General features: G+C 53.6%; 17 protein-coding genes. 7 read left to right on the top strand and 10 right to left on the bottom strand.

Going from position 1 to position 23926, the window contains the following annotated elements; translation table 11 throughout:
• Window positions 1–141: 141 nt before the first annotated feature.
• Window positions 142–1059 (bottom strand): MerR family transcriptional regulator, encoded by a 918-nt coding sequence (locus C173_RS15310; RefSeq protein WP_036726175.1) that lies wholly within the window; start codon window positions 1057–1059, stop codon window positions 142–144.
• 288 nt (window positions 1060–1347) lie between these two features.
• Between C173_RS15310 and C173_RS15305 the strand changes: the two genes are divergently transcribed.
• The gene (locus tag C173_RS15305) at window positions 1348–2895 is read left to right on the top strand and encodes a phospholipase D family protein (RefSeq protein ID WP_081751190.1); all 1548 of its coding nucleotides are present in this window, start codon (window positions 1348–1350) and stop codon (window positions 2893–2895) included.
• Window positions 2896–2967: 72 nt separating this feature from the next.
• On the opposite strand, the gene cls is transcribed toward C173_RS15305, so the two are convergent.
• Window positions 2968–4476, bottom strand: coding sequence for a cardiolipin synthase (cls, locus tag C173_RS15300; RefSeq protein ID WP_036726174.1), 1509 nt, complete (start codon window positions 4474–4476; stop codon window positions 2968–2970).
• Between the two features lie 198 nt (window positions 4477–4674).
• On the opposite strand from cls, the gene C173_RS15295 reads away from it, so the two are divergent.
• Together C173_RS15295 and C173_RS15290 are read left to right on the top strand one after the other, a co-directional pair.
• Entirely contained in the window at window positions 4675–5574 is a 900-nt protein-coding gene (locus tag C173_RS15295; RefSeq protein WP_235191903.1) for a TetR/AcrR family transcriptional regulator, read from the top strand.
• 59 nt (window positions 5575–5633) lie between these two features.
• On the top strand, window positions 5634–8843 hold the full coding sequence (locus tag C173_RS15290; RefSeq protein WP_036726173.1) for an efflux RND transporter permease subunit: 3210 nt from the start codon (window positions 5634–5636) through the stop codon (window positions 8841–8843).
• Window positions 8844–9578: 735 nt separating this feature from the next.
• On the opposite strand, the gene C173_RS15285 is transcribed toward C173_RS15290, so the two are convergent.
• Complete coding sequence (locus C173_RS15285; RefSeq protein ID WP_036726172.1) at window positions 9579–10274, bottom strand: TorD/DmsD family molecular chaperone; 696 nt, start codon at window positions 10272–10274, stop codon at window positions 9579–9581.
• 325 nt (window positions 10275–10599) lie between these two features.
• On the opposite strand from C173_RS15285, the gene moaA reads away from it, so the two are divergent.
• Window positions 10600–11601: a GTP 3',8-cyclase MoaA gene (gene moaA / locus C173_RS15280; RefSeq protein ID WP_036726171.1), complete on the top strand. Its 1002-nt coding sequence runs from the start codon at window positions 10600–10602 to the stop codon at window positions 11599–11601.
• A gap of 121 nt (window positions 11602–11722) precedes the next feature.
• Here moaA and C173_RS15275 read toward each other — a convergent pair whose 3' ends face one another.
• From C173_RS15275 to C173_RS15265, 3 genes are all read right to left on the bottom strand, one after another.
• Window positions 11723–13045, bottom strand: a complete 1323-nt coding sequence (locus C173_RS15275) for a helix-turn-helix domain-containing protein (protein ID WP_051478073.1) — start codon at window positions 13043–13045, stop codon at window positions 11723–11725.
• A gap of 76 nt (window positions 13046–13121) precedes the next feature.
• Window positions 13122–13301 carry an aspartyl-phosphate phosphatase Spo0E family protein gene (locus C173_RS15270; RefSeq protein WP_036726170.1) on the bottom strand — a complete coding sequence of 60 codons (180 nt, stop codon included), beginning with the start codon at window positions 13299–13301 and terminating at the stop codon, window positions 13122–13124.
• 287 nt (window positions 13302–13588) lie between these two features.
• Entirely contained in the window at window positions 13589–14980 is a 1392-nt protein-coding gene (locus C173_RS15265; RefSeq protein ID WP_327196457.1) for a helix-turn-helix domain-containing protein, read from the bottom strand.
• Window positions 14981–15252: 272 nt separating this feature from the next.
• Here C173_RS15265 and C173_RS15260 point away from each other — a divergent pair, with 272 nt between their 5' ends.
• Window positions 15253–15633: a hypothetical protein gene (locus C173_RS15260; protein WP_036726168.1), complete on the top strand. Its 381-nt coding sequence runs from the start codon at window positions 15253–15255 to the stop codon at window positions 15631–15633.
• Window positions 15634–15647: 14 nt separating this feature from the next.
• Here the strand turns inward: C173_RS15260 and C173_RS15255 are convergent, their stop codons facing one another.
• Window positions 15648–16265 carry a LysE/ArgO family amino acid transporter gene (locus tag C173_RS15255; protein ID WP_036726167.1) on the bottom strand — a complete coding sequence of 206 codons (618 nt, stop codon included), beginning with the start codon at window positions 16263–16265 and terminating at the stop codon, window positions 15648–15650.
• Window positions 16266–16768: 503 nt separating this feature from the next.
• On the opposite strand from C173_RS15255, the gene C173_RS15250 reads away from it, so the two are divergent.
• A complete protein-coding gene (locus C173_RS15250) occupies window positions 16769–18388 on the top strand; it encodes an aminotransferase-like domain-containing protein (protein ID WP_327196456.1) in 1620 nt (539 codons plus the stop codon).
• Between the two features lie 491 nt (window positions 18389–18879).
• On the opposite strand, the gene C173_RS15245 is transcribed toward C173_RS15250, so the two are convergent.
• From C173_RS15245 to C173_RS15235, 3 genes are read right to left on the bottom strand one after another with little or no spacing between them, the layout of a single operon-like run.
• Window positions 18880–19947 (bottom strand): sensor histidine kinase, encoded by a 1068-nt coding sequence (locus C173_RS15245; protein WP_036726166.1) that lies wholly within the window; start codon window positions 19945–19947, stop codon window positions 18880–18882.
• Between the two features lie 2 nt (window positions 19948–19949).
• Window positions 19950–20621, bottom strand: a complete 672-nt coding sequence (locus tag C173_RS15240; RefSeq protein WP_036726165.1) for a response regulator transcription factor — start codon at window positions 20619–20621, stop codon at window positions 19950–19952.
• Window positions 20551–22416, bottom strand: coding sequence for an ABC transporter ATP-binding protein (locus C173_RS15235; RefSeq protein WP_036726164.1), 1866 nt, complete (start codon window positions 22414–22416; stop codon window positions 20551–20553). The genes C173_RS15240 and C173_RS15235 overlap by 71 nt, the downstream gene beginning before the upstream one ends.
• A gap of 240 nt (window positions 22417–22656) precedes the next feature.
• Here C173_RS15235 and C173_RS15230 point away from each other — a divergent pair, with 240 nt between their 5' ends.
• A complete protein-coding gene (locus C173_RS15230; protein WP_036726163.1) occupies window positions 22657–23874 on the top strand; it encodes an MFS transporter in 1218 nt (405 codons plus the stop codon).
• The last annotated feature ends 52 nt before the right edge of the window (window positions 23875–23926 follow it).

The following is a 23926-nucleotide window of genomic DNA, read 5'->3' as shown; positions in this document are numbered from 1 at the left end:
CGGGCCATGTAAATATCATCCGCCGGACTTCCAGCAATTTGGTTGCTAGACTTGTCCATAGCAAAAGAACCGGACAGCCCCGCAAGCGGGTCCTGACCGGTTCCATAGAATCTCCTACACTATTAAAATTCAATATAACTGCTACGCTCTATGCCGGATTGTGGCATATTCCTGATCGAACCAGGCTTGCCATTTCTCCGGCGGCTCCGCCATCACATAGGTGGCGTTGGTATCCTGGAGGCTGATTGCCTCATAAGCTCTACCGCCCGCAATGAGCTGCATCTCCGGGTACAAGCTGCCTAGCCGTTCAAGCAGCTCCTCCGTATAGGGGACCAGCGTACCATTCGTAACGGATAGGCAGACAGCTCCAATCCGCTCTTGCTTCTCCAGCAGCTCCATCACACCGTCCTCGGGGGTATTGGCCCCCAGATAGATGACTTCAACCCCGTTTCTGCGCAGGAAAAGCGAGAACAGCAGCAGGCCGACCTGGTGATGCTCTCCTGCCGGGCAAAAGGCAAGCACCTTGTGCAGATGGGCATACACCGGGAACACGTGAAAGAACTGGGACAGCCGGTTCGAGATCATATGTGTCATATAATGCTCCTGGGCTACGGTTGCCGTCCCTTGCTCCCAGGCATCACCAACCTTCACCAGAACAGGCACCAACACCTGATGGACCATCGCCTCATAGCCGTACAGGGAGAACCCGAAATCGATCAGGGCATCGGCCCGCTCACCCTGGATGTCGAGCAGCGCTGCATAGATCTGCTGCCTCATTTTGTCCAAGGCATCCTTGGGGTCACCGCCCGCAACGGACAGCCGGTCATCCAGGTCCTTCTGCTTATGCTGCTTCAGCATCCGCACAGCATGTGAGATACTGATGCCCTGTTTATCGGTCTGTTCCTTCAACCAGCGAAGGTCCTCAATATTCTCTTGGTTGTACAGTCTATAGCCGGACTCGGTACGTTCCGGGACGACAGCCTGATACCGGTTCTCCCACGCCCGCAGAGTGACAGAGGGAATATCGAGCATTTCGACAACCTGTTTGATGGAATACACGATGGATCTCACTGCCTTCCTGTTTACACTGAATACATTTGAAGATTCAAACCTTATACAAATTATTTACACTCATTATACAATTGCATCTGTGTTATGTCACCAGAACTTGTATGATGCAGCTTGCAGGTACGGCGCGGATGAACAGGAGCGCTTTGTGCAACACTAGATTTTTCAGGGATTTTGCCGTCAGCTGCTTCACTTCTCCTTAGCGGGCGTTATAGGTATTTACAATGCCGGGCTACCCTATAGCCGCTCTAGCCCCGCAGCAGACCCAGGAGGATAACTATGAATCAAGGCCGCCATCCCGTCACACCCGAAAAGTTACAGATCACGCTGGCTTCAGGTGCCATTACGGCATCCCGCCACAAGCGTCAGACGCAGTTCTTCCTGCGCCGCCGCTCCAGACTCCTGCTGGCCCTGATCCTTCTTCTCCTCTGGCTGGCCGGGGTGATGATCTATCAGACCCATAAGCCGCTGCCGCCCGGACTTTCTGCGGAGAGCCCTGCTTATAAGGTGAGTACGGTCGCCTTCTGGCATGATCTGACCTATCAGGACAGCAGCGGGAAGCAGGCAAGGGAAGAACAGATTCTGCCCAGAATCCTGCAGATTATTGAAGAGTCCAGACAGTTCCTCGTGATCGATCTGTTCTTGTTCAATAACTATACCCATACAGACCAGCAGTTCCCCGCTGTCAGCAGACAGCTTACCGATAAGCTGCTTGCCCAGAAAGCCGCCTATCCCGCCATGGAGATCGCCTTCATCACCGATGAGGTGAATACGAACTACGGCTCTGCGCCTAATGCCCTCCTGGAAGAGATGAGAGCTGCCGGTATTAAGATCATCATGACAGATGTAGACGGTCTGCGGGACTCGACTCCTGCCTATTCTGCGGTCTGGCGCACCTTCATCCAGTGGTTCGGACAATCCGGCACCGGCTGGATTCCGAATCTGATGGCCAGCGGAGGGCCGGACATTACCACACGTTCCTACCTGAAGCTGCTCAATGTCAAAGCAAACCACCGCAAGGTCGTGCTGAGCGAGAACACCGCCCTGATCTCCTCCGGCAATGTGCATGATGCCAGTGCTTATCATTCCAACATTGCCCTGGAGGTGCAGGGTCCAATCCAGGAGGATATTCTGCGGAGTGAGCAGGCGGCGGCTAATCTCTCGGGAGCCGGTCCCTTGCTGAGCAAGCCCCCTGAATTCAAACCGCCCGCCGCCGCATCCGGGGAACCTTCGCTTGAAGTCCGCTATCTGACCGAAGGCAAGGTATACAAATATGCCCTGGATGGGATCGCTGCGGCAGGACCCGGGGATGTCATCTGGATGGGTATGTTCTATCTGGCGGACGACGGAATTATCGATGCCCTTCTTGCCGCAGATGCCCGCGGCGCCCAGGTGAGACTGCTGCTTGATCCCAACCAGAATGCCTTCGGACGGGACAAAATCGGCATCCCCAACCGTCCCGTTGCCATGGACCTGGACCGCCGCTCTGAAGGAAATATCCTGATCCGCTGGTACAACACAGGCGAGGAGCAGTATCACAGCAAGCTGCTGTTCATTGCCAAGGCATCAGGCGACTCTACCCTGCTGGGCGGATCAACGAACTTCACAGCCCGTAATCTGGACGACTATAACCTGGAGAATGACCTCTATGTATCCGTTCCGCGGGAACAGCCGCTGTATGCGGAGGTGGAGGGCTACTTCAACCGGCTATGGAACAACCAGGGCGCTGAATACAGCCTGCCGCTCACGGAATATCAGAGTGACGTCACCTGGTTGAAATACATCCTCTACCGGATACAGACCCGGCTTGGATTCACTACCTTCTGATGAAACAACAAAAAAACGGTACCGTCCTTTTGGGGCACGGTACCGTTTTTTTGTTTCAGTCCGCTTGTCCGCTTACAGCAGCGGAGACATCAGCCGGGCTGCGGATTCCAGCAGCCGCTCCAGCAGTCTTTTCTCCATGAAGGTCTCATGGACAATCTGCCGCGTGGACTGCAGGTCACGCTCGAAGTCTGCAACAATGCGCGAGACACTCTCGGTCTGCAGCAGCAGCGCGTTCACCTCAAAATTAAGATGGAAGCTGCGCATATCCATGTTCGCTGTTCCAATCGTAGCAATCTCCCCGTCTGCAATCAGCAGCTTGGAGTGGATGAAGCCCTTCTCATATTCATAGATCTTCACGCCGGACTCCAGCAGCGCCGGGAAGTAGGAATGGGAGGCCAGGAACGGAATCCATTTATCCGGCTTGGCCGGGAACAGCAGGCGGACATCCAGCCCCGACATCGCCGCCACACGCAGCGCAGTCAGTATATCCTCATCGGGGATGAAGTAGGGACTGGCGATCCAGACGGATTTTTCCGCAGTAGTAATCATGGAGAAGAAAATATTCTTGAGCGCACGCCGCTCATTATCCGGGCCGCTGGCAATAATCTGCACCGCCCCGTCTCCGGTAGTGAAGCGAAGCTGAGGGGAGAGGTAGTCCTGCTCCAGGATTTTCTCGCCGGTCGTGTGCATCCAGTCCTGCAGGAAGATAATCTGCATCGTCCGCACCGCTTCGCCCCTCAGCAGCATATGTGTATCCCGCCAGAACCCGTAGGTCTTGCTGCGGCTCAAGTACTCGTCCCCGACATTCAGCCCGCCCATGAAGCCGACATCGCCGTCGATGACCACGATTTTGCGGTGATTGCGGTAATTCACCCTGCTGGAGAAAAAGGAGGTGGAGTTGCCGTAAGCAGCCACCTGCACCCCCGCATCACTGAGCTCCTTAAGGAAGGCTCTGGAGAGCTGAATGCTCCCGACCGCATCATACATGAACCGGACCGCCACGCCTGCGCGGGCTTTCTCAATCAGAATCTGCTGAATGCGCGTGCCGATATGATCTGCCCGGAAAATATAATACTCCATATGGATATGATGCTGCGCCTGCCGCAGCTCCAGCAGCAGTGTCCCGAAGGTCTCCTCACCGTTGGTCAGGATGCGCGACTCTGAATTGAAGGAGATCGGCGTGCGCCCGAGCCGTTGGGACAGGCCGAGCAGCTTCTGCTGCGCGGGGCTGAACACCGACCAGTCCTGGTGCATCCGCAACGCATCGTTCTCAATCCGTTCATAGGCCATGAGGTCGCGCTGGGCCTTCTTGTCATATTTGCGCCGCTTGAATACATTCTGCCCGAACAGGAAATAGAACACCAGCCCCAGCACCGGGATCAGCGCGAGCAGCAGAATCCAGGACACTGTGGTGGAAGGATTGCGGTTCTCCATGAAGATCCCCAGCGCGACAGAGATGACCGTCAATGTGGAAAATATACTGATAATCGTCCCGGCTGTACTGCCGAACACGCCAAATCCAAAATAATAAAAAGCCAGCAAAGCCGCTATAATGACTATTGCCTGCAGTCCTCTTCTCATATGTACCCTACCTTCTCATTCCGCCGATTCTCACCAAAATGACACATTTATATCTTACATGAAGAATCCGTTTCTTCCTACTGAAACCTGCAAATTTGTGTTGCTGCAGGATATATAATATAATCTCACTGACCAATCAGTCAAATATAGAACTGTCTAGTCAGAACGGGGGCTTATATCGCCTTGACCGCTAAAAGCATGACCAAAAAAGAACAAATCATCAAGACCGCCATGCAGCTGTTCGCTGTAAAAGGCTCCTCCTCCACCTCCATGCAGGAGATTGCCGAATTATGCGGGATCTCCAAAGGAAGTCTGTATCTGATCTTCAAATCCAAAGAAGATCTGGAACGCAGTATATACATCTACTGCTTCCGGATGATTCATGATCCGCTGCAGCAGGAGGAGCAGGCTGCCGGCAGAGAGCCCCGGGAGAAGCTGCGTAACCAGCTCGAAATTCTGCTTAGTCATGTATACGAGCTGCGCGAATTCCTGCAGCGCCAATTCCAGGAGGTGGCCGGCCGGGGTGTGGCCGAGATTCCCGATTGGGTGAAGCAGAACAACACCGCCCTGCTGCGCTGGTTCCAGCAGAAGCTGGAGCTCATGTACGGGCCAGAGATTCTGCCCTATGCAGGCGAGCTGTGCGTGCTCAGCCACGGCATGATCAGTTCCAGCATCAAGCTGCTGTTCGGCCAGGAGACTGTTGTCTCCATCCCTGAACTGGCTGACCGGCTGGTGGACTGGCTGGACATTATGGTCTCCGGCCTGCTTGCAGGGAAGCCCGCCCCTCTGATCTCTTCCGCAGTCCTCGCCGGATGGGCCGAGGGTCAAGGAGAAGGACCGCGCCAGAGCCCGCTTCAGCTGATCAAGGCGATGAAGCTCCTGCTCAGCGAAGCGGACGTAATCAGCCAGGAGCATGCCGAAGACGGTATGGAGTCCCTGGGCATTCTGGAGAGCGAAATCCTCACCACCCAGCCCCGGAAAGCGATCATTCAAGGGATGATTGCCAATCTTGAGGGGTACCCCGGACTATCCGGCGAGCTAAGTCAATTGAAGAAAATATTCACCCCCTATATGCACACTTCCTGCGGACTTCATTAAGGACAGAGGCGGCACGCCTGTAAGATCAAGAATAATTGTACTGGAGGTTCCTTTTACTGATGAAAAGCCTAATTAATTTCTCGCTCCGCAACAAATTCGCCGTCTGGCTGCTGACGATCATTATTGTCTTCGCCGGTCTGTACAGCGGATTGACCATGAAGCAGGAGACCCTGCCTAACATTAGTATCCCTTATCTCAGCATTACTACTATTTATCCAGGAGCCGCACCCGAAGGGGTCGTGAATGACGTCAGCAAGCCGCTGGAGCAGAATCTCCGCAACGTAGACGGCGTGAAGATGCTGACCTCCACCTCTCTGGAGAACGCCTCCAGCGTCACCATTGAGTTCGACTACGGCACGAACCTGGACAATGCTACAGCAGCAGTGCGGGAAGCCTTGAACGAGGTGAAGCTGCCGGATGAGGTGCAAAAGCCGCAAATCTCGCGCTTCAGCCTCAGCTCGCTGCCGGTCATCTCCCTCAGTATCTCTGACGAGAGCTCCGGCGATCTGGAGGAGCTGACCCGGGTTGCCGAGAATGATATCCGCCCGGCACTGGAGGATATCGAAGGCGTCGCCTCTGTGCAGATTGCCGGACAATATGTCAAAGAGGTCTCCCTGAAGTTCAATCAGGAGAAGCTGAAGCAGTACGGACTGACCGAGGATACGATCAAAGGCATCATCCAAGCCTCCTCCCTGCGGGTGCCGCTCGGGTTGTTCGAGATGGACAAGTCACAGAAGGCTGTTGTCGTTGACGGCAACATCACTACAGTGGAGGACTTGCAGAATGTCAGCATTCCGCTGGTTCCTGCTGGTCCTGCGGCGGGTGCTGCCGGAGCCGGTGCAACTGGCATGCCTGGCACAGGAGCCGGGGAAGCAGGCGGTGCAGCTTCAGGCGGTGCTAGTGCTGCTGGCGACACCAATGCTGCTGCTGGCAGTACCGGGGCTGGTGCTGGCGCCATGACCGGGCTGCCGACGGTGAAGCTGAGCGAGCTTGCCACTATCGAGGTAGTCGGCAAATCGGAATCCATCTCCCGCACCAACGGCAAGGAATCCATCGGGATTCAGATTGTGAAGGCCAATGATGCCAACACCGTCGATGTCGTGAACGGGGTCAAGGACAAGACAGAAGAACTGAAGAAACAATACAAGTCGATGGACCTCACCGTGCTGCTGGATCAAGGCAAGCCGATTGAGGATTCCGTGAACACGATGCTGTCCAAGGCTGCCTTCGGCGCCCTGTTCGCCGTGCTTATCATCCTGCTGTTCCTGCGCAATATCCGTTCTACCATTATTTCTATTATCTCGATTCCATTATCCCTGCTGATTGCAGTATTATGCCTGCGGCAAATGGATATTACGCTGAATATGATGACGCTCGGCGCCATGACCGTAGCCATCGGGCGGGTAGTGGATGACTCCATCGTGGTCATTGAGAACATCTTCCGGCGGCTTACGCTGTCCGGCGAGAAGCTTCGCGGCAGAGAGCTGATCAGCGCGGCTACCCGTGAGATGTTTGTGCCGATTATGTCCTCAACCATTGTGACGATTGCCGTCTTCCTGCCGCTTGCTTTTGTCAGCGGGATGGTCGGTGAGCTGTTCCTGCCGTTTGCCCTCACTATGGTATTCGCGCTGCTGGCTTCACTGGTGGTTGCCATTACCCTGGTGCCTGCACTGGCCCATACCCTGTTCCGTAATGGACTCAAGAAGGGAAAAAAGGGTCACGAAGACAAGCCCGGCGCATTGGCGGGCGGGTATGTCCGAATCCTGGACTGGTGTCTCTCGCATAAGCTGATCACCTTGGGTGTTGCTGTCCTGCTGCTGGCAGGCAGTCTGTTCCTGATCAAGCCGATCGGCGTCAGCTTCCTGCCTTCCCAGGAAGAGAAGAATGTTACGCTTACCTTCTCCCCGAAGGCCGGTCAGACGCTGGAGGATGTGAAGGCGCTGGGCATGAAGGCTGAGAAGTTCATTCTGGCCCAGAAGCATCTGGACAAAATGCAGTATTCCATCGGCGGCAGCAGCCCGTTCGGAATGGGCTCAGGCAATTCAGGCTTGTTCTATGTCACGTATGACAGCAACACGCCTGATTTCGATACCGTGAAGGAGAAGTTAATTGAAGGCTTGAGCCAAGAGGTGCCGGATGGCGTGTGGGGCGATTTGTCCGGCATGGCCGGAGGCGGACTGGGCGGCAGTACCCTTACTGTTAACATCTTCGGCGATACGCTGGAGCAGCTCAAACCGGTAGCCGATGACATTGCCGGGATCGTTCAGGCAGACACCAAGAACTTCAAAGACGGGAAGACCAGCCTCTCTGAAGCCTATGATCAATACACCATCGTCGCTGACCAGGCCAAGCTTAGCTCACTGGGCCTAACGGCCGGACAGCTTGCGATGAAGCTGAGCCCTGCCGGAACCCGGCCTGTACTGACTGAGGTAGAGCTGGACGGCAAGAATTACAAGGTCTACATTGAGACGGACAAGGATTCATACAGCAGCATTGAAGAAATGAAGGCCGCCACGCTCACTTCTCCACTGGGCATTACTGTACCGATTGGTGAGGTAGCAAGCATTGAACAGGGCCAGTCCCCGGATTCCATTACCCGTGAAGACGGCAAAATGAAAGTCGAGGTAACCGCCGATATTATCTCCAGTGACATCAATAGTGCCTCCAAGGCTGTGCAGGACAAAATAGAGGCTCTTGATCTCCCGGACGGCGTGACCATCACCTTCGGCGGAGTCACCGAGCAGATTAATGAGACCTTCGGGCAGCTTGGCATCGCCATGCTGGCGGCTATAGCCATTGTATACTTCGTGCTCGTAGTCACCTTCGGCGGCGGTCTGGCGCCGTTCGCCATCCTGTTCTCGCTGCCGTTCACAGTCATCGGCGCTCTTGTTGCCCTGCTCCTGGCCGGCGAGACCTTGAACGTCTCGGCACTGATGGGCGCACTGATGCTAATCGGTATCGTGGTCACCAATGCAATTGTTTTGATTGACCGCGTAATCCATAAGGAACAAGAGGGAATGTCTACACGCAAGGCGCTGCTTGAGGCCGGGGCTACCCGCCTTCGCCCGATTCTCATGACTGCGCTCGCTACTATAGGCGCCCTGCTGCCATTGGTTACAGGCCTTGAGAACAGCGCCGGAATCATCTCCAAGGGGCTTGGCGTAACCGTCATCGGCGGTCTCGTCAGCTCCACGCTGCTGACCCTGGTCGTGGTACCGGTGGTGTATGAGTTCCTGATGAAGTTTCGGAGTAAGAAGACTTACGAATAAATAGGGGATGAACTTCAGTTTCAGTTATATGGGGTGATCGTAAGAACATAGCGTAAAGCTCAGACGTCACTACGGTGGATATTTGGACTTCCGGCCGCTGTTGTCTCCAGATTTCCTGATTATACCGCTTTTTGCGGTAGAAATCTGGAGACAAAGGCGGACGCTACCGCTCCTACAGTTCCAAAATCCCCCTCCGATCCAACACGCTTTTTGTATTTTCTCCAGATCACAACCTAATAAAGTGAAAGCTTAAGTTCAAGACCCTAGGAGCAGAAATAAGGCGCCCTTCCGATGGATGGAAGGGCGCCTTTTTGATTGAATATGGTTACTTATTAAGCCATGGCCGCCGCGCTGCTCTCCAGCGAAGCCTTCCAGGCACGCAGCATGTGCAGATCTGCGGCAGGAATTCCTCCAGCATATGGCTGAGTCCCAGATACAGCGGGCTGTGCGGAAGGATCATTTAGCCGCTAATTGTATTTTGTACACCTAAATGATGACTAAAAGCCTGAATAGTTGAGATAACTGCATTTCGTACAATTAAAAACAACGGGATCGGTTGTTTTAGGAAAAATCGGGATATTTAGTTGTATAAACTACATTTATAACCATTTACTAGCGATCACCCATCACTTTAGTTGCACAGACTACACTTAAGGCCCGACGACCCCTCCGAGCAGAAAAAGGCGCCCTTCCGATGGATGGAAGGGCGCCTTTTTGATTGAATATGGTTACTTATTAAGCCATGGCCGCCGCGCTGCTCTCCAGAGAAGCCTTCCAGGCACGCAGCATGTGCAGATCCTGCGGCAGGAATTCCTCCAGCATATGGCTGAGTCCCAGATACAGCGGGCTGTCGGTGGCAGCGTTCATTCTCGCACAGAATTGTGGAGTCCACTTCAGCAGATGCTCCTCAAGGAATCTCTCCTGGATCTCCAGAAGCTCCATCGCACTGCGGATCGAGAAGCTGTTGTACAGCATCCGTTCATGCAGCACGGCCATGAATTCCAGTTCAATGGCAATATGGTCGTCGGCTTCGCCGCTGCACTTCTTGAAGACAATCCCCGCCGAAGCGTACACATCCGAGAGCACGTTGCAGAATTCTTCCTCACGGCCCAGCTGAGCCGCTTCACGGGCTACGAAGGAGCTTACGGCGCGTTCGTTCATCAGACGTTTGTATTCGAGCTTTTCTTTTTCGCAGATGGCCGGGAGCATGGATGGCTCCTGGCTGCACAGGTAACGCTTCAACTCACGGCCGCCTTCGGTCATCTCCGCAGCGACACTCATCTCACGGTTACGGCTCCACTGGGCGACCAGTGAGAGAGATGGTTTTCTTCCATAGAAGTCCACCAGCAGCTGATATATTAATCCCCGACTCTCCAGCCAGCGGCTGCAAGCCTCCGGCACGACAAGCGATGGAACAGTTGGTATGGTCATTTTGCAAATCCTCCCTACATAGTTTGCCGGATACCCGGGGTATCCTTAGGGATCGCCGCCTGAGCCTTCCGGTATCATAGCTGTGCTTCGCAAAAGTAAAAGTATCTAAAGTTTGAATCTTCCGCACCTAAATTATATCGAATATGATAAGCGCTTTCGGTGAGCATTCTATGACCATTCCCTGGAATTGTCGCACTTTTGTCATAATTAGGCTGCTGCTTTGGCCTTCTGTCCCCCTATGCTTTAGATTGTCCGCTGTGCATTGACGCGGCGGAATGGTTTCTTTAAAATTTAAACTAAAATCAACAGGTGAAGGAGCAACGCTATGGAGCCGCTGACTGACCCTTTTGGACGCATACATGATTACCTCCGCATCTCGGTTACAGACCGCTGCAACCTGCGCTGTATCTATTGTATGCCCGCCGAAGGAATGCAATTCCAGCCGCAGGACGAGATTATGAGCTACGAGGAGATTGCCGCTGTGGTGGAGGCGCTTGCGCCCCTGGGCCTGCGGAAGGTCCGGCTGACGGGGGGCGAACCGCTGGTCCGCAAGGATCTGGAGAAGCTGGTCTCTATGATCGCCGTCATACCCGGCATAGATGACATATCATTGACGACCAACGGGCTGATGCTGCCAGCCAAAGCGGCTATCCTGAAGCAGGCCGGGCTTTCCAGGGTGAACATCAGCCTGGATTCGCTGCGAGCGGACCGCTTCTCGATGATTACCCGCGGCGGCGATGTTGCCAAGGTGCTGAAGGGGATTGAAGCCGCAGAAGCCGCCGGCCTGTCCCCGATCAAGCTGAATGTCGTGCTGATGAAAGGCATTAACGATGACGAGATCAAGGACTTCATCGCCCTGACCCTGAACAGCCCGCTGAATGTGCGGTTCATTGAATACATGCCGATTGGCAGCGCCAGCGATGCCTGGCGGCAGACCTATCTGCCGCTGGAGACTGTAGTAGAGGCCTGCAAGGAAGCGGGCTGGGCCACCGAGGAGGCCGACATGCCCTCCGGGAATGGCCCTTCCCAGAACCGGCGTGTCACCGGCGCGAAGGGAACCTTCGGGCTGATCCATCCGGTCAGCGAGCATTTTTGCGACAATTGTAACCGCCTGCGCCTAACCGCCGACGGCAACATCAAAGCCTGCCTGTACTGGCAGGACGAATATAATGTGCGCCCGCTGATCAGCTCCCCTGCGGCGGTGCAGGCCCTGTTCCGCGAGGCGCTCGGCAACAAGCCGCATAATCATGAGATGGCGCTGGCCCTGGAGCACAAAGCCCAGAGCCACACCCCCACCGCCCGCCGCATGTCGCAGATTGGCGGGTAGGGCACGGCGACAAATGTAATAGGCCCATGAACTTGTTCATGGGCCTATTTTAACTTTTTATAATCTTAAACATGCATTTAGGAGTAGAACACATTCATAGTAGTATCAAAGCTTGTGTACTTCAACCCGACTTCGGAATATCCGAAATCGCAATCTCGAAATCCACGGATATGGTCCCCCGGATCACTTGCTGCTCGCTGTCTAATTTGGCGGATAAGTCAACGCTTTGCATGATCACATCGTCGCCTTTGTACCGCTTGCGGGATAGATAGTAGGTCGCCAGCTCGCTGCAGAATTGGGTGTAGTTTTTTTCATGAATGAATTTGTTGTGTTCACCAAAGATACTGTATACCTTCCGGTAAGGAATGTAGTCCGCAAATCTCTGTATCACATGATCCACGTCCCACTTATACTGATTAGCCAATTGAACGATCTTGAACAGCGCCATAAAAATCTCGTTCTCACAGGTGGAGATATACTCTATATATTCTTCCAGCACCTCAATCTGCCCATCCATTAAGCGGTAAAGGTACGTATTAGCCGTTCCCCATTCTATATATTGAGCCTTAATACGTCTTGCTTCTTCGTCATCTTCCCGTATCCAGCTATGATCCAAGTACTGAGGTACCATATCCAGTGCGGTTTTATAGTCGCCCAGCTCTTCATAAACACAGGATCTCATAAGCTGAGCATATAAAATATATGTATACAGCGGCTTTTTATAAAATTGATTGCTACTATGCTTACGATGCACTTGTCCGTGGAGTTCATATTGAACAGTGGCGACTCTTAGCAGTTCTTCTACAGACTGAGATACTTTGTCCCACGCCTGAAGCCCACTGTATAAATTAGCCAACTCTTTCAGCGCATCCAACTGATTGACTTCGTCCAGCTTATCGACATAATTCTCTAATATAGTAGCAGCGATTAGATTTTTCTGGGGATCATCGCCCAGATTAATGAGGAAGAGCCGATACTGGCAGAGCGCCAGCCGTTCGGAATGCTGGTATTTCTCGCTGGCTCCCACATTTTCGTAGATTAGTGCTGCGGCTTGCCAGTTTTTCTGCTCAAATAACTCCTCCGCAACCTCGAACAGCAGCGGTGCATACAGCAGATTATCCAGTAAATTCTGTGCCACCCGCTCAATGCAATCCAGACGCGATAGCGCCGCGCATTGCAGCAGGAATGGCCGTAAACGCCGCCAAGTCGGTGTCGAATCGTATAAACATTCATCAACATACTGACTGTAAAAGTAATCCTCCGGCAGTCCCATCCCACTTGTCACGCGGGTCAGATGGTTCATCGCCAAGGCCTGCTGGCCTTTCATTACCCGGCTGAGTGTGCCGGAATGAATTCCGCTGGCAATCGCAAACTGATTAATAGACAGTTTATGTTTTGTGAGATACGCCGCTATCTCGTCTCGAATTTTGACTGTATGCTCCACAGCAGTTACCACCTTTTTTATACACGTGTCCAATGGAACTTATCTCTGACTCTCCGATTGTTTGTTGAAGCACTGTTTAAGCAGGCGGCCTTTTATTCATCCGGTAGGCATTATCGTACGCATTGAGCAGCTCATCCAGCACCACGGATTGCCGCAAGACCTCAGGATGATTGAAACCGCCATATTGAATATGTAATGTATGAAGCTTACTTCTGGCTTGCTCTATGCGAATTCTAACGATTGCTGGACTATGCATGGGAATCCCGCCTCCTTATGCAACATTATAGATTTTTATGTAAAACTACAAAATAATGGACTGATTGCATTATCTGTTAAAGTGAATATATTGACAAAGCTCTGATGCGATAAGAGTTGTCCATAAAAAAGACGCCTCTGCATTAGCAGAAGACGCCAGAGGTGATACTGTTATTACTGCTTGCGCTTATTCAGCCGCCCGCCCCATGACCCATGGTTTGAATCGTTTGTTGTTGTATAGGTTTGCCCACTAAGTCTGCTACAGGTATAGTAATCAGTACAACAATACTAAACGAGGCTAGCATTAATAGGAGTTTTCTTTTCATTTGCATCCCGCACCTCTCTTATTAATATTTTGTATTGCAGTTGCTCGTTTTCCCCGGCAATATGCCTGTTCTGCTCGAATAAATCAACACACTTGAAGATGATACTCTCATTATTAAGTTTAGATGATGATTCCAAACTTTGTAGGATATATCCAATACCTTCACTTCGCTTATTCCGCAAATAATAGACTCCCAATTCAACAAGAAATCTGGCATGTTGGTCCGCTTTAATCTGCTGATTGTACACTCCAAACTCAGTGAGATGTATCCTGTAAGGCATGTAACCCGCGAAGCGTTCCAGAATAGAATCTACATTCCAGTTATACAGGTTTGCAGATTTCACAATATAAAATAAAGCTATGAAAATCTCTCCTTGTTGCGTGGAAATATAATTAACGTAATCATCTAATACCTCTAACTGTCCATCCAGTAAGCGATACAAATAAGTATTAGCCTTACCCCATTCCTGAAATTGCGCTACAGTCCTCTTGGCTTCCTCACTTTCTTCATGTATCCAATCTACGTCCAAATATAAAGGTACAAGTTCAAGAGCCTTTTTATATTCTCCGCATTCTTCGTATGCATTTGCACGCATTAAATGGGCATACAATATATAAAAGCAAAGAGGTCTTTCTCCGCTCTTCACTGCCTCTTTATATTTCGGGTTACAATACAGATCATAACGGATTGTCGCAAGCCGAAACAGTTCAAGAGCAAGCTCATTTACTTTACTCCATAACTGCAATGAGTAGTAGACATCCATCAAATTCTTCAGCCCATCCAGCTGGTCCGCCTCATTCAGGCGCGGAATGTAGCTCTCGAACAGAGTTGCCGCGCGCAGGTTCGTGCTCTGGTCATCACCCAGAGCAATCTGGAACAGACGGTATTGGCAGGTGGCCAAGCGTTCAGAATACTGGTATTTCTCGCTGGCGCTAACATTCTCATAGAGCAGTGCAGCTGCCGGCCAGTGGCCCTGCTGGAACAAGCCTTCCGCAACCTCGTACAGCATGGGGACATACGTCAGATTATCCAGCAAGTTCTGCACCAGCAGCTCAATACAATCCGTACGCCCCAGTTCCGCACATTTCACAATGAACGGGCGAAGCCGCCGCCAGGTCGGTGCCGAATAATAGAAGCATTCTTCCACATATAAGCTGTAAAAAAAATCCTCGCCAAGCCCCATTCCTGCAGTGATTAACTCCAGATGGCTCATGGCAATGGGCTGATGGCCATTAATAATCCGGCTGAGTGTCCCGGAATTAATGCCGGATCTTATGGCGAACTGATTAATGGACAGCCCATGCTGGGTTAAATAATCTGCAAGCTGGTCTCGAATCATGACTGCAGGCTTCAAAGCAACACCACCTCCCACATTCCATAATTTAGAACATTATGTTTATATCTGTATGGTAGATGATGGGATTTCAACCGTCAATAGAATAAAGTCAAATAAAACAACTATAGCTCGAAAGTGTGAAGAATTCGAAACAGTTTGGCAAGCGGCTTGCCGAATCTTACGGATAAGGGCTGAATCAATGTTAAACGGTACTATTGTTCCAAACAGGTCCAGAGCATACATAGGAAGGTGTCCAAGTATCTACAAGATTGCTACAAGGGGGAGCGTTTATGAGAAAAATCGGCATCATTTCAATTTCATTAATACTATTACTTGTTTTAATATATGTTTTAGTCAGACCAAATCCTGAGATTGTTAGCGTCACTCTTATTTCTGAAACAGCTGAAACTACTTACACTGATAACGATAGCATCCGGGCATTCAACGATGCTATAAGAACTGTGAAAAAAGTACGCGGGGCTGTTGATGTGGGTCCACCAACGTATCGAATGAATGTTACTTACGCGGATACCGAAGTTGTGAGATTCAGCCTTTATTTAGATTTTAAAACCAAAAGTGGATTTTTGATTAAAGATAGTAATAGCGAAAAAATGTTGAAATTAAAAGATCGCAGCTCTAAAGAATTAACAGATCTATTGAGCAAAGACTAATTAAGGGGAATCACTTAGCCATACAACAGCCCCCACAGCTGAACCCCCATGTAGACGGCGATCCCCCAGATCAGCAGTGCGGAAACGGTATTCAGCCCCTTCATGACCTTGCCGGAAGCATCCAATCTGCCGAGCTGGCGGCCCGCTGCAGCAAGACCCAGGAACCAGAGCCAGGAGACGGCCACTGTCGCAGCCGCGAAGGTCCAGCGCACCGCACCGTCGTATTGCAGCGAGCTGGTCCCGATCACGCCCACCGTATCCAGCAGGGCGTGCGGGTTCAGGAGGGACACAGACAGCGCATAAAGGATCTGTCCCTTCGCTGAGAGTCGGCCCGATTCATCCTTCGCCGGAGCAGAGCGCCAGATTCTCCAACCCATAAAGGTGAGAAACAGAATGCCTGCCCCATATATAACAGGCGTGACCCAGCGCAGCGATAAAATGACCAAGGAGACTCCGCCGATTGCCGCAGCGATAAGCAGCGTATCGCATATCGCTGCCGTCAGTACGACAGGCAGTACACTACGGAATCTGGTATGCTGTGCCCCTTGATTAAAAACGAATATATTCTGCACGCCCAGCGGCAGAATCAGCCCGAAGGCCAGGATAATTCCATGTAGAATGGCCTGCACCATTTCTTTTCCCCCTTATATCTTCCTAGTGGTGCTTCCCGATAAACAAACCTCTCAGGCTTCCTCCGGTTATAGCCTACTGATCGTACCCTGCCATAGCGGCCGCCGTAACCATCCAAGTTTTTGGACACATACCAACCAAGATGAATGAAAGGGGAGGAATCATGGTAGACTGGGAGAAAGAACGAAAGAGAGAGAGAGAAGGAAAGCAATGAGGGATTATGTTAGTCAACAGCGGCTGTGAGGGGGACAATCGCTCGGTAGCCTGCGCAGTGAGCAATGTGTTCGGTTTTTCGCATACAATCGGCCGGTTACCTTAGTAGTGACACAATGTATGTTAAAAACAACATACATTGTGGTGGCACGCAGGCGCATGGCCGATGTGTTCAGTTTTTCGCATACAATGGAGCCGGTTGCCTTGGCAGTGGCACAATGTATTCGGTTTTTCGCCCTTGGCATGATAACTGCTAATTGTCTACAATCATTCGTCCGGAAGGAGCCTGCCCTTGACACATTCACAACGCTCCAACCATACAGACTTAAGCACGCCCGGCCAATCCGTACATTCGGAGGCTTCCCGGCCCGCAACTCCTGAAGTGCAGCAAGCGGGCGCTGGCTCCGGTCTGCCGGACACCTGGAAGCCGGACCCGGCTTCTCCGCTGCCGCTGCATGGTCAGATCTACGCCTACTTCCTGGCCAAGATCAGCACCGGGGCCTGGCCTGCCGGTATGCGTCTGGCTCCGCAGCGGGAGCTGTCCCGCCAGCTTGGAGTGAACCGCAGTACGGTGGTTACAGCGCTGGGGCAGCTGACCGCCCTCGGCCTGATTGAAGGCAGACGCGGGGGCGGAACAATAGTTACAGGCATACGTTCTGTGCTCCCGGCTTCCCTTGGTTCCGCCGGAGAATGCGGAGAAGACGGGGAAGAGGTGCCCCCTGAGCCGGAACACTCAGGCAACTGGAATGACTATGTGGAGGAGGGGATTCACTATCCCAACCTGCCCACCATCCAGGACATTAACCGGCTCGAATATGAGCCGGGTCTGATTCGACTAGGGACCGGCGAGCCTGCGCCCGAGCTGCTGCCCGGGGCAGCAATGAACCAGGTGCTGGCCGGACTCGCGCAGCGCGTTCTTCCTCCACTCTCCTATGAGGAGCCGCTCGGTAGTCCGGCGCTGCGGGCGGCGGTTAGCCGGTTACTAGCCCGGAGCGGCATTACCGCTGGCCCGGACTCCATTCTGATTACCTCCGGTGCCCTTCAGGGGCTTCAGCTCATTGCCCTCGGGCTGCTGCCGCGCGGCTCTTCTATCCTGCTGGAGAAGCCGTCTTATCTGTATTCGATTCATGCCTTTCAGTCTGCGGGGGTGAAATTCAGCGGCCTGCCTATGGACGGGCGTGGTCTGATCCCGGAATACCTCACGGCTGAGGCGATCCGCACTAAGGCGGCGATGCTCTACAGCATCCCTTCCTTTCACAATCCGACCGGAATCCTCATGGATAAGGGGCGCCGCCAGGAGCTGATGGAGGTCACAGGCAGACTTGGGCTGCCCATTCTGGAAGATGGGGCCTACCAGGAATTATGGCTGGACGCTCCGCCTCCGCCGCCGCTGAAGGCGCTGGACCAGGAGGGACGGGTCCTGCATCTGGGCACTCTGTCCAAGGCCGCCAGCCCCGGTCTGCGCATCGGCTGGATTGCCGGACCCGAGCCGGTAGTCCGGCGGCTGGCCGACATCAAGATGCAGAGTGATTATGGTGCAAGCTCCCTGTCTCAGCTGGCGGCCGCCAGCTGGCTTACGGGCGGCTATCATGAAGAGCACCTGCATGTGCTGCGCGGCAGACTACGCGCGCGCCGCGACCACATGCTTGAGCTGCTGCAGCTCCATTGCACCGGACTGGCAAGCTGGAACGTGCCGGCAGGAGGCTTCTATATCTGGCTGTCTCTCCACGAGGCTGTCCCTCCGCGCAAGCTGTTCAGCGCTGCGCTGCGCGCCGGACTGCTGCTGAATACGGGCGATCTGTACGACCGCAGCGACGGCAGGCATCTCAGGCTGTCCTACGCTTATGCCTCTGCGGCTGAACTGGAGCGCAGCATCCCCCTGCTGGCAGAGCTGATCCGGCGGGGACTGTGATTGAGACAGCACAGACGGATTCAACCGAGTACGGCTGCGTAAATAGCCCCGCACCCATGACAGTATGATCTGTCTGTCCTGGGTACGGGGCTATGCTGTTCGGATGGGAAACCCTATCCACCCCAAGGTCTAACGAACCGGAGAGACTTTATCCCCACGAAAATGCCACTTTTTGCAGTGTAACGGACTCAGGTGGCCTTATTGTTTCAATCTGAGACGTTTCGGAGCGGAAGTCTAAAGGATAAGGCCTGTGGAGTCCGTTACTCGCCCAGTTGGCGACTTTCTTCCCAAATAAGAGCACCTCAGTCCGTTACGCTAAGCCAACGCCCCTGAAGAACACCCCCGCTTAGAAAAGATGTAATTTGAAGGGGAGTTGCTTCTACTCCACTATTTTAAACCTGACACTGTACTAATTTAACCGGCCTCCTGGCCAGTGAATATCCGGCTGAAGTACCGGCGCTGATTATTCGCCTGAACGGCGGGTTCATGGCTCATCCGCTCTGCTGCGGCAGCCGCACGATGAACGCCGTCCCCTCTCCGGGACGGCTCGTTACGTCTACGCTGCCTTCATGGAGCTCCACGATCTTCTTCACGAGCGGGAGGCCCAGCCCGCTTCCGCTCCCGCTGCTGACGCTTCTGGACTTGTCTGCCTTATAGAACCGTTCGAAGATCCGCGCCAGCTCTTCTTCGCTCATGCCTATCCCGCTGTCCCTGACCTCCACCTCGGCCCATTCCCCCATGCTGCGTACAATGACGGTGATCCGTCCGCCCTGGGGGGTGAATTTGATGCTGTTATGCAGCAGGTTGGTCCATACCTGGCTCAGCAGATCCTGCACCGCAGTCACGGTGGTCTCCTGAAGCTCGGCCTCCACCTCAATCTCCTTGCCCAGCCACTGCGGCTCTGCGGCCAGGATCATCCCCTGCACTTGCTTATCCAGCCTATAAGGCTTCCGCTCGAACGGGAAGCTCTCTGCTTCCAGCACGGACAGCTTCAGCAGATTGTCGCTCAGGCCGGACAGACGGCGGCTCTCCGCTTCAATAATATCCAGGTAATGCTTGCGGATCTCCGGACTAAGGTTCTCCTCTTGCAGCGCGGCAGCGAACCCGCGGATCGAGGTCAGCGGCGACTGAATCTCATGGGATACGCTGGCGATGAAGTCCTGCCGCATCAGCTCCATCCGGCTCAGCTCACTCGCCATTTCGTTAATCCCTTCCACAATCCCTCCGAACTGCCGGTACTGGCCGCTGTTCTCCAGTTCAATCTTGAAGTTGCCTTGAGAGATCTGCCGCATGGCTGTAAGGATCGGCCTATAGAAGTTCTGATCCTTACCGCGTGTAGCGAAGGCAATCATCGCCCCGCAGACGAAAAAGATAATAATCTGCATCGCCATCACAAACAGGTGATACCCATATTCGGAGAAGGACCAGTGAAAATAATGGACCAGCAGCCTTGAGCCGAAATAGCTCCCGTTCCAGGTGATAAAGAACATGCTCAATAGTCCGGCTATAGGTCCAACTATTTTGACTTTCTCCCATATCTTCTTGGCTCTGTGCTTCATGCCTATCCCTCCAGCCGGTAGCCAAGCCCCCGGATCGTGCGAATGGAGAATCCGAATCGCTCCTGCGGAAACCGCTCGCGCAGACGGCCTACATGAACATCCAGCGTCCGCTCATTGCCTTCGTAATCGTAGCCCCAGATCTCTTCAATCAGCCGGTCACGGGTCAGCGTCTGCCCCCGGTAACTGGCCAGCTTGAAGAGCAGCTCGAATTCCTTCAGCGGCAGCGTGAACTCGCCATGCTCGGACAGCACCTCATAGGTGGCGCGGTTCATCCGCAGACTGCCAACGGTAACACTCTGGGCGGCCGAAATCTGGTAACGCTTCAGCAGTGCTTTGACCCTGGCGATCAGCACAGGCGGCTCAAACGGCTTGACCAGATAGTCGTCTGTGCCCAGCTCGAAGCCTTTGACAATCTGCGAGGTCTCCCCTTTGGCCGTCAGCATCAGAATAGGGAAATCATACCGCCCCCGCAGCTCCCGGCACAGCTCCCAGCCGTCCATATTCGGCATCATAATATCAATGATCGCCATATCCGCCGCAGTCTCTTCGAGCAGCCGCAGCGCCTCCAGTCCGTCAGAAGCACTCAGCACCTCGGCTATCCCTTCAGCTCTCAGGAACACTCCCACCAATTCGCGGATGTGCGGATCGTCGTCCACTACCAGTATTTTGACCATAGTCTGTAGAACCCTCCTCTATTCCTTGGCTCAGAAGCTCAGGTGTATTCAGCTGCAGCTGCTGCTCGGCGAATTCACGGTACAGCTCATGGTCCCTCAGCAGCTCCTCATGCGTGCCTTTGCCGGTGATCCGGCCCTTCTCCATAAAAATAATCTGGTCCGCATTCACCACCGTAGCTAATCTGTGAGCAATCACAATCGTAGTCCGGCCCTGCATCAGATTGCCCAGCGCCTTCTGCACTACGGCCTCCGACTGGCTGTCGAGGCTTGAGGTAGCCTCATCGAGCATGAGAATCTTCGGATCGCGCAGCAATGCTCTGGCGATGGCAATCCGCTGCCGCTGTCCGCCGGACAGCTTGACGCCGCGTTCACCGACATCCGTGTTGTACCCGTCCGGGAGTTCTTCAATGAAGCCGTCAGCGTAAGCCATGGCCGCAGCCCGCTTCAGCTCCTCCTTGCTGATCTCGCGGTCCAGCCCGTATCCGAGATTCTCGGCAATGGTACCGGCCAGCAGCGGACTTTCCTGTGAGACATAACCGATTCTCTTCCGCCAGGATTTCAGAGAGAACAGCGAAGCCGGTTTGCCGTCCAGCCGGATGACTCCGCCCTGCGGCTCATAGAACCGTTCCAGCAGCGAGAACAGGGTTGTTTTACCGCCGCCGCTCGGGCCGACAATGGCAGTCACCTGACCCGGCAGCATAGTGAAGCTTACCTTGCTGAGAACCTTCTCGCCCGTCTTGTATCCGAAGCTGAGATCTTCCACTGCAATCGGACCCTCTGTGCCCTCAGCCTCTTCCACACCTTCATACACCTCTTCCTCTGCAGCAAGGGTCTCAATGATCCGCTCGGAGGCACCCTTGGCCTTCTGGAGCTGGGTAAAGAATTGCGTCAGCTGTGTCAGCGGCATAATAATCTGGATCAGATACAGAATAAAGGCGACCAGTTCGCCGGCGGTGAGCGCCCCTGAGGATACCAGCATCCCGCCATAGCCGATAATGACCACCAGCAGCATCATGAAAACGAAGGAGATCAGCGGGCTGATCAGGGCGCTGATCTTGCCTTCACGAATCCCGAAGCCCAGCAGGTTCATGATCCCTTGCCGTCCGGCCTCATATTCCTTCTGCTCCGCTCCCGAGGATTTCACCAGCCGGATCTCGGACAACACACCGCTGAGCACAGCGGTGAAGGAGGCCGTCTCGTCCTGCGTGCCTTTGGAGATCTTATACATCTGCCGTCCCAGCGGCACCAGAATGAGCGCCGACAGCGGGAGCACCGTGAACAGCACCAGCGTCATTTTCCAGTTCAGATAGAACAGCACCAGGACAGAGCCGACAATGGAGATGAGGCCGGTGAACAGACTGGCCAGATGCTCCGAGATCAGTGTCTTGAGAATTCCTGTATCATTAGTCATCCGGCTGACGCTCTCGCCTGTCCGGTTCTCATTGTAGTAGGAGACGGGCAGCACCAGGAATTTGCGCCACAGCCTGTCACGAAGCCCGGCCACAACTTTTTGCCCGATGGCATTCAAAAGATAGATCGAGACTCCGCCGGCCACGGTCTGCGCAATGAACGCTCCGGCGATGCCGGCAATCTGCAGCTTGCTGACAGAAGCCAGCGAGAAGCCGTCCACCAGATTCTTCGTGAACATGGGAATGACCAGACCGACCAGTGTCGAAATGATGCTGAGGCCAAGGGCCAGCGCCAGCAGCAGATAAGATGGTTTGGTTTCGTGCAGCAGCTTCAGGAACGGCCTCATGGCCGCGCCCTGCTTCTGCGGTGCCTGCTTGTTTGTCATAAGGAATCCCCTTTTCCGGCAGATAGATGTATGGAGCAGTGGCGCCCCGCTTCCGCCTTAGAACCCAGAATAACTGACCTATGTAAACTGAAGTTAAACAGATATTTTGCCATTGATTTGTAGTTCCCCATAAAAGTTGGTTTGTATCCCTTTTCAACAAATGTTACAGTGATATCAGCGGCATCATAAGACGGCCACAGCAAGAATGCAAGGCATCCTAGCGGGAAAGGAGTGCAACGTTTGCGGGATCAATCCGATAAGCAGCTGTCTTTCACCTCTCTGAAATGGTTCAACTTCTTCGTATATGGAACGGTTGTCCTCTTCACCAGCTTCTTTCCCTTATATCTGCAGGATGTAGGGATGAATAAGCTGGAGATCGGGAGCCTGATGTCTGTAGGCGCACTGGTCTCCATTATTGCCAACCCCTTCTGGGGCATCTGGAGTGACCGGTATCAGAATATCCGGCGGATTGTCCTCGTCATGCTGACGGGAACGCTGGTCTTGACCCAACTTGTCTTTCAGGCGAATACATATGAAATGATCTACATATCCATTCTGTTCTTCTATTTCTTCCAGGGGCCCCTGTTCGCCCAGAGCAACACAATGATTCTCAGCTATATTGACGGAACCAGCCGCAGCTTTGGCTCTTTCCGGCTATGGGGATCACTAGGCTGGGCTTTCACCGCCATCCTTGCTGGTCCCGTAATTGAATGGGCCGGCATCTCTGTGCTGTCCTATCTGTTTGCATCACTGCTCTGTGCGGCGATGATTGCACTAATCACGCTGCCGAAGCTGGACCATTCGATCGGAATTGCCCCCTTGCCCTTCAAAGGCATGAGCCAGATCTTCCATAACCCGTTCTTCCTGTGCTTCATCCTCTTCGGCATCCTGGTCTCGATTCCGAATACGATGAATAACACCTTTGTGTCACTGTACATCACGGAGCTGGGGGGAAGCAAGACCATGATCGGTCTCGCTGTGTTCCTGTCCTCCATCCTGGAGATGGGAGTGCTGCTCCTGTGCAATTACGTTCTCCGGCGTAAAATCTCTGTCCTGCTCGCCTCACTTACGCTGGTCAGCGCGCTGTTCTTCCTGCGGTGGTGGCTGATGGCCGATGCAACGACTCCGCTGCAGGTCGCACTTATTCAGGTGCTGCACTCCATTACCTTCGGCGGCTTCTTCTATGTCGGAACCCAGCTGACTATGCTGCTGGTGCCAAAGCCCTACCGTTCCTCGGGACAGGCTCTCTACACGCTCACCTGGAGCGGAATCTCCGGCATTCTTGGCGGCGTCCTCGGCGGCTGGATGTATCAGACCCTCGGCGCGCAGACGATGTATCAATCCGGTGCGCTTCTTGCCCTGTTCGGGGCGATCGGCTTCGGAATGATGTGGCTCACTGTCATTCGCGGCAGCTACCGCCCTCCGGCTGATCCCGAGGACGAGCTGGCGGAAGACTAGGAATACGCACAACTGGAAACGGCTTTGCCGTCCTTTAAAGGGACGGTACCGT

Source organism: Paenibacillus sp. FSL R7-277 (genome assembly GCF_000517965.1).
Lineage (GTDB): Bacteria > Bacillota > Bacilli > Paenibacillales > Paenibacillaceae > Paenibacillus_AQ > Paenibacillus_AQ silagei.
This window is presented reverse-complemented; position numbering and strand designations above follow the sequence as displayed.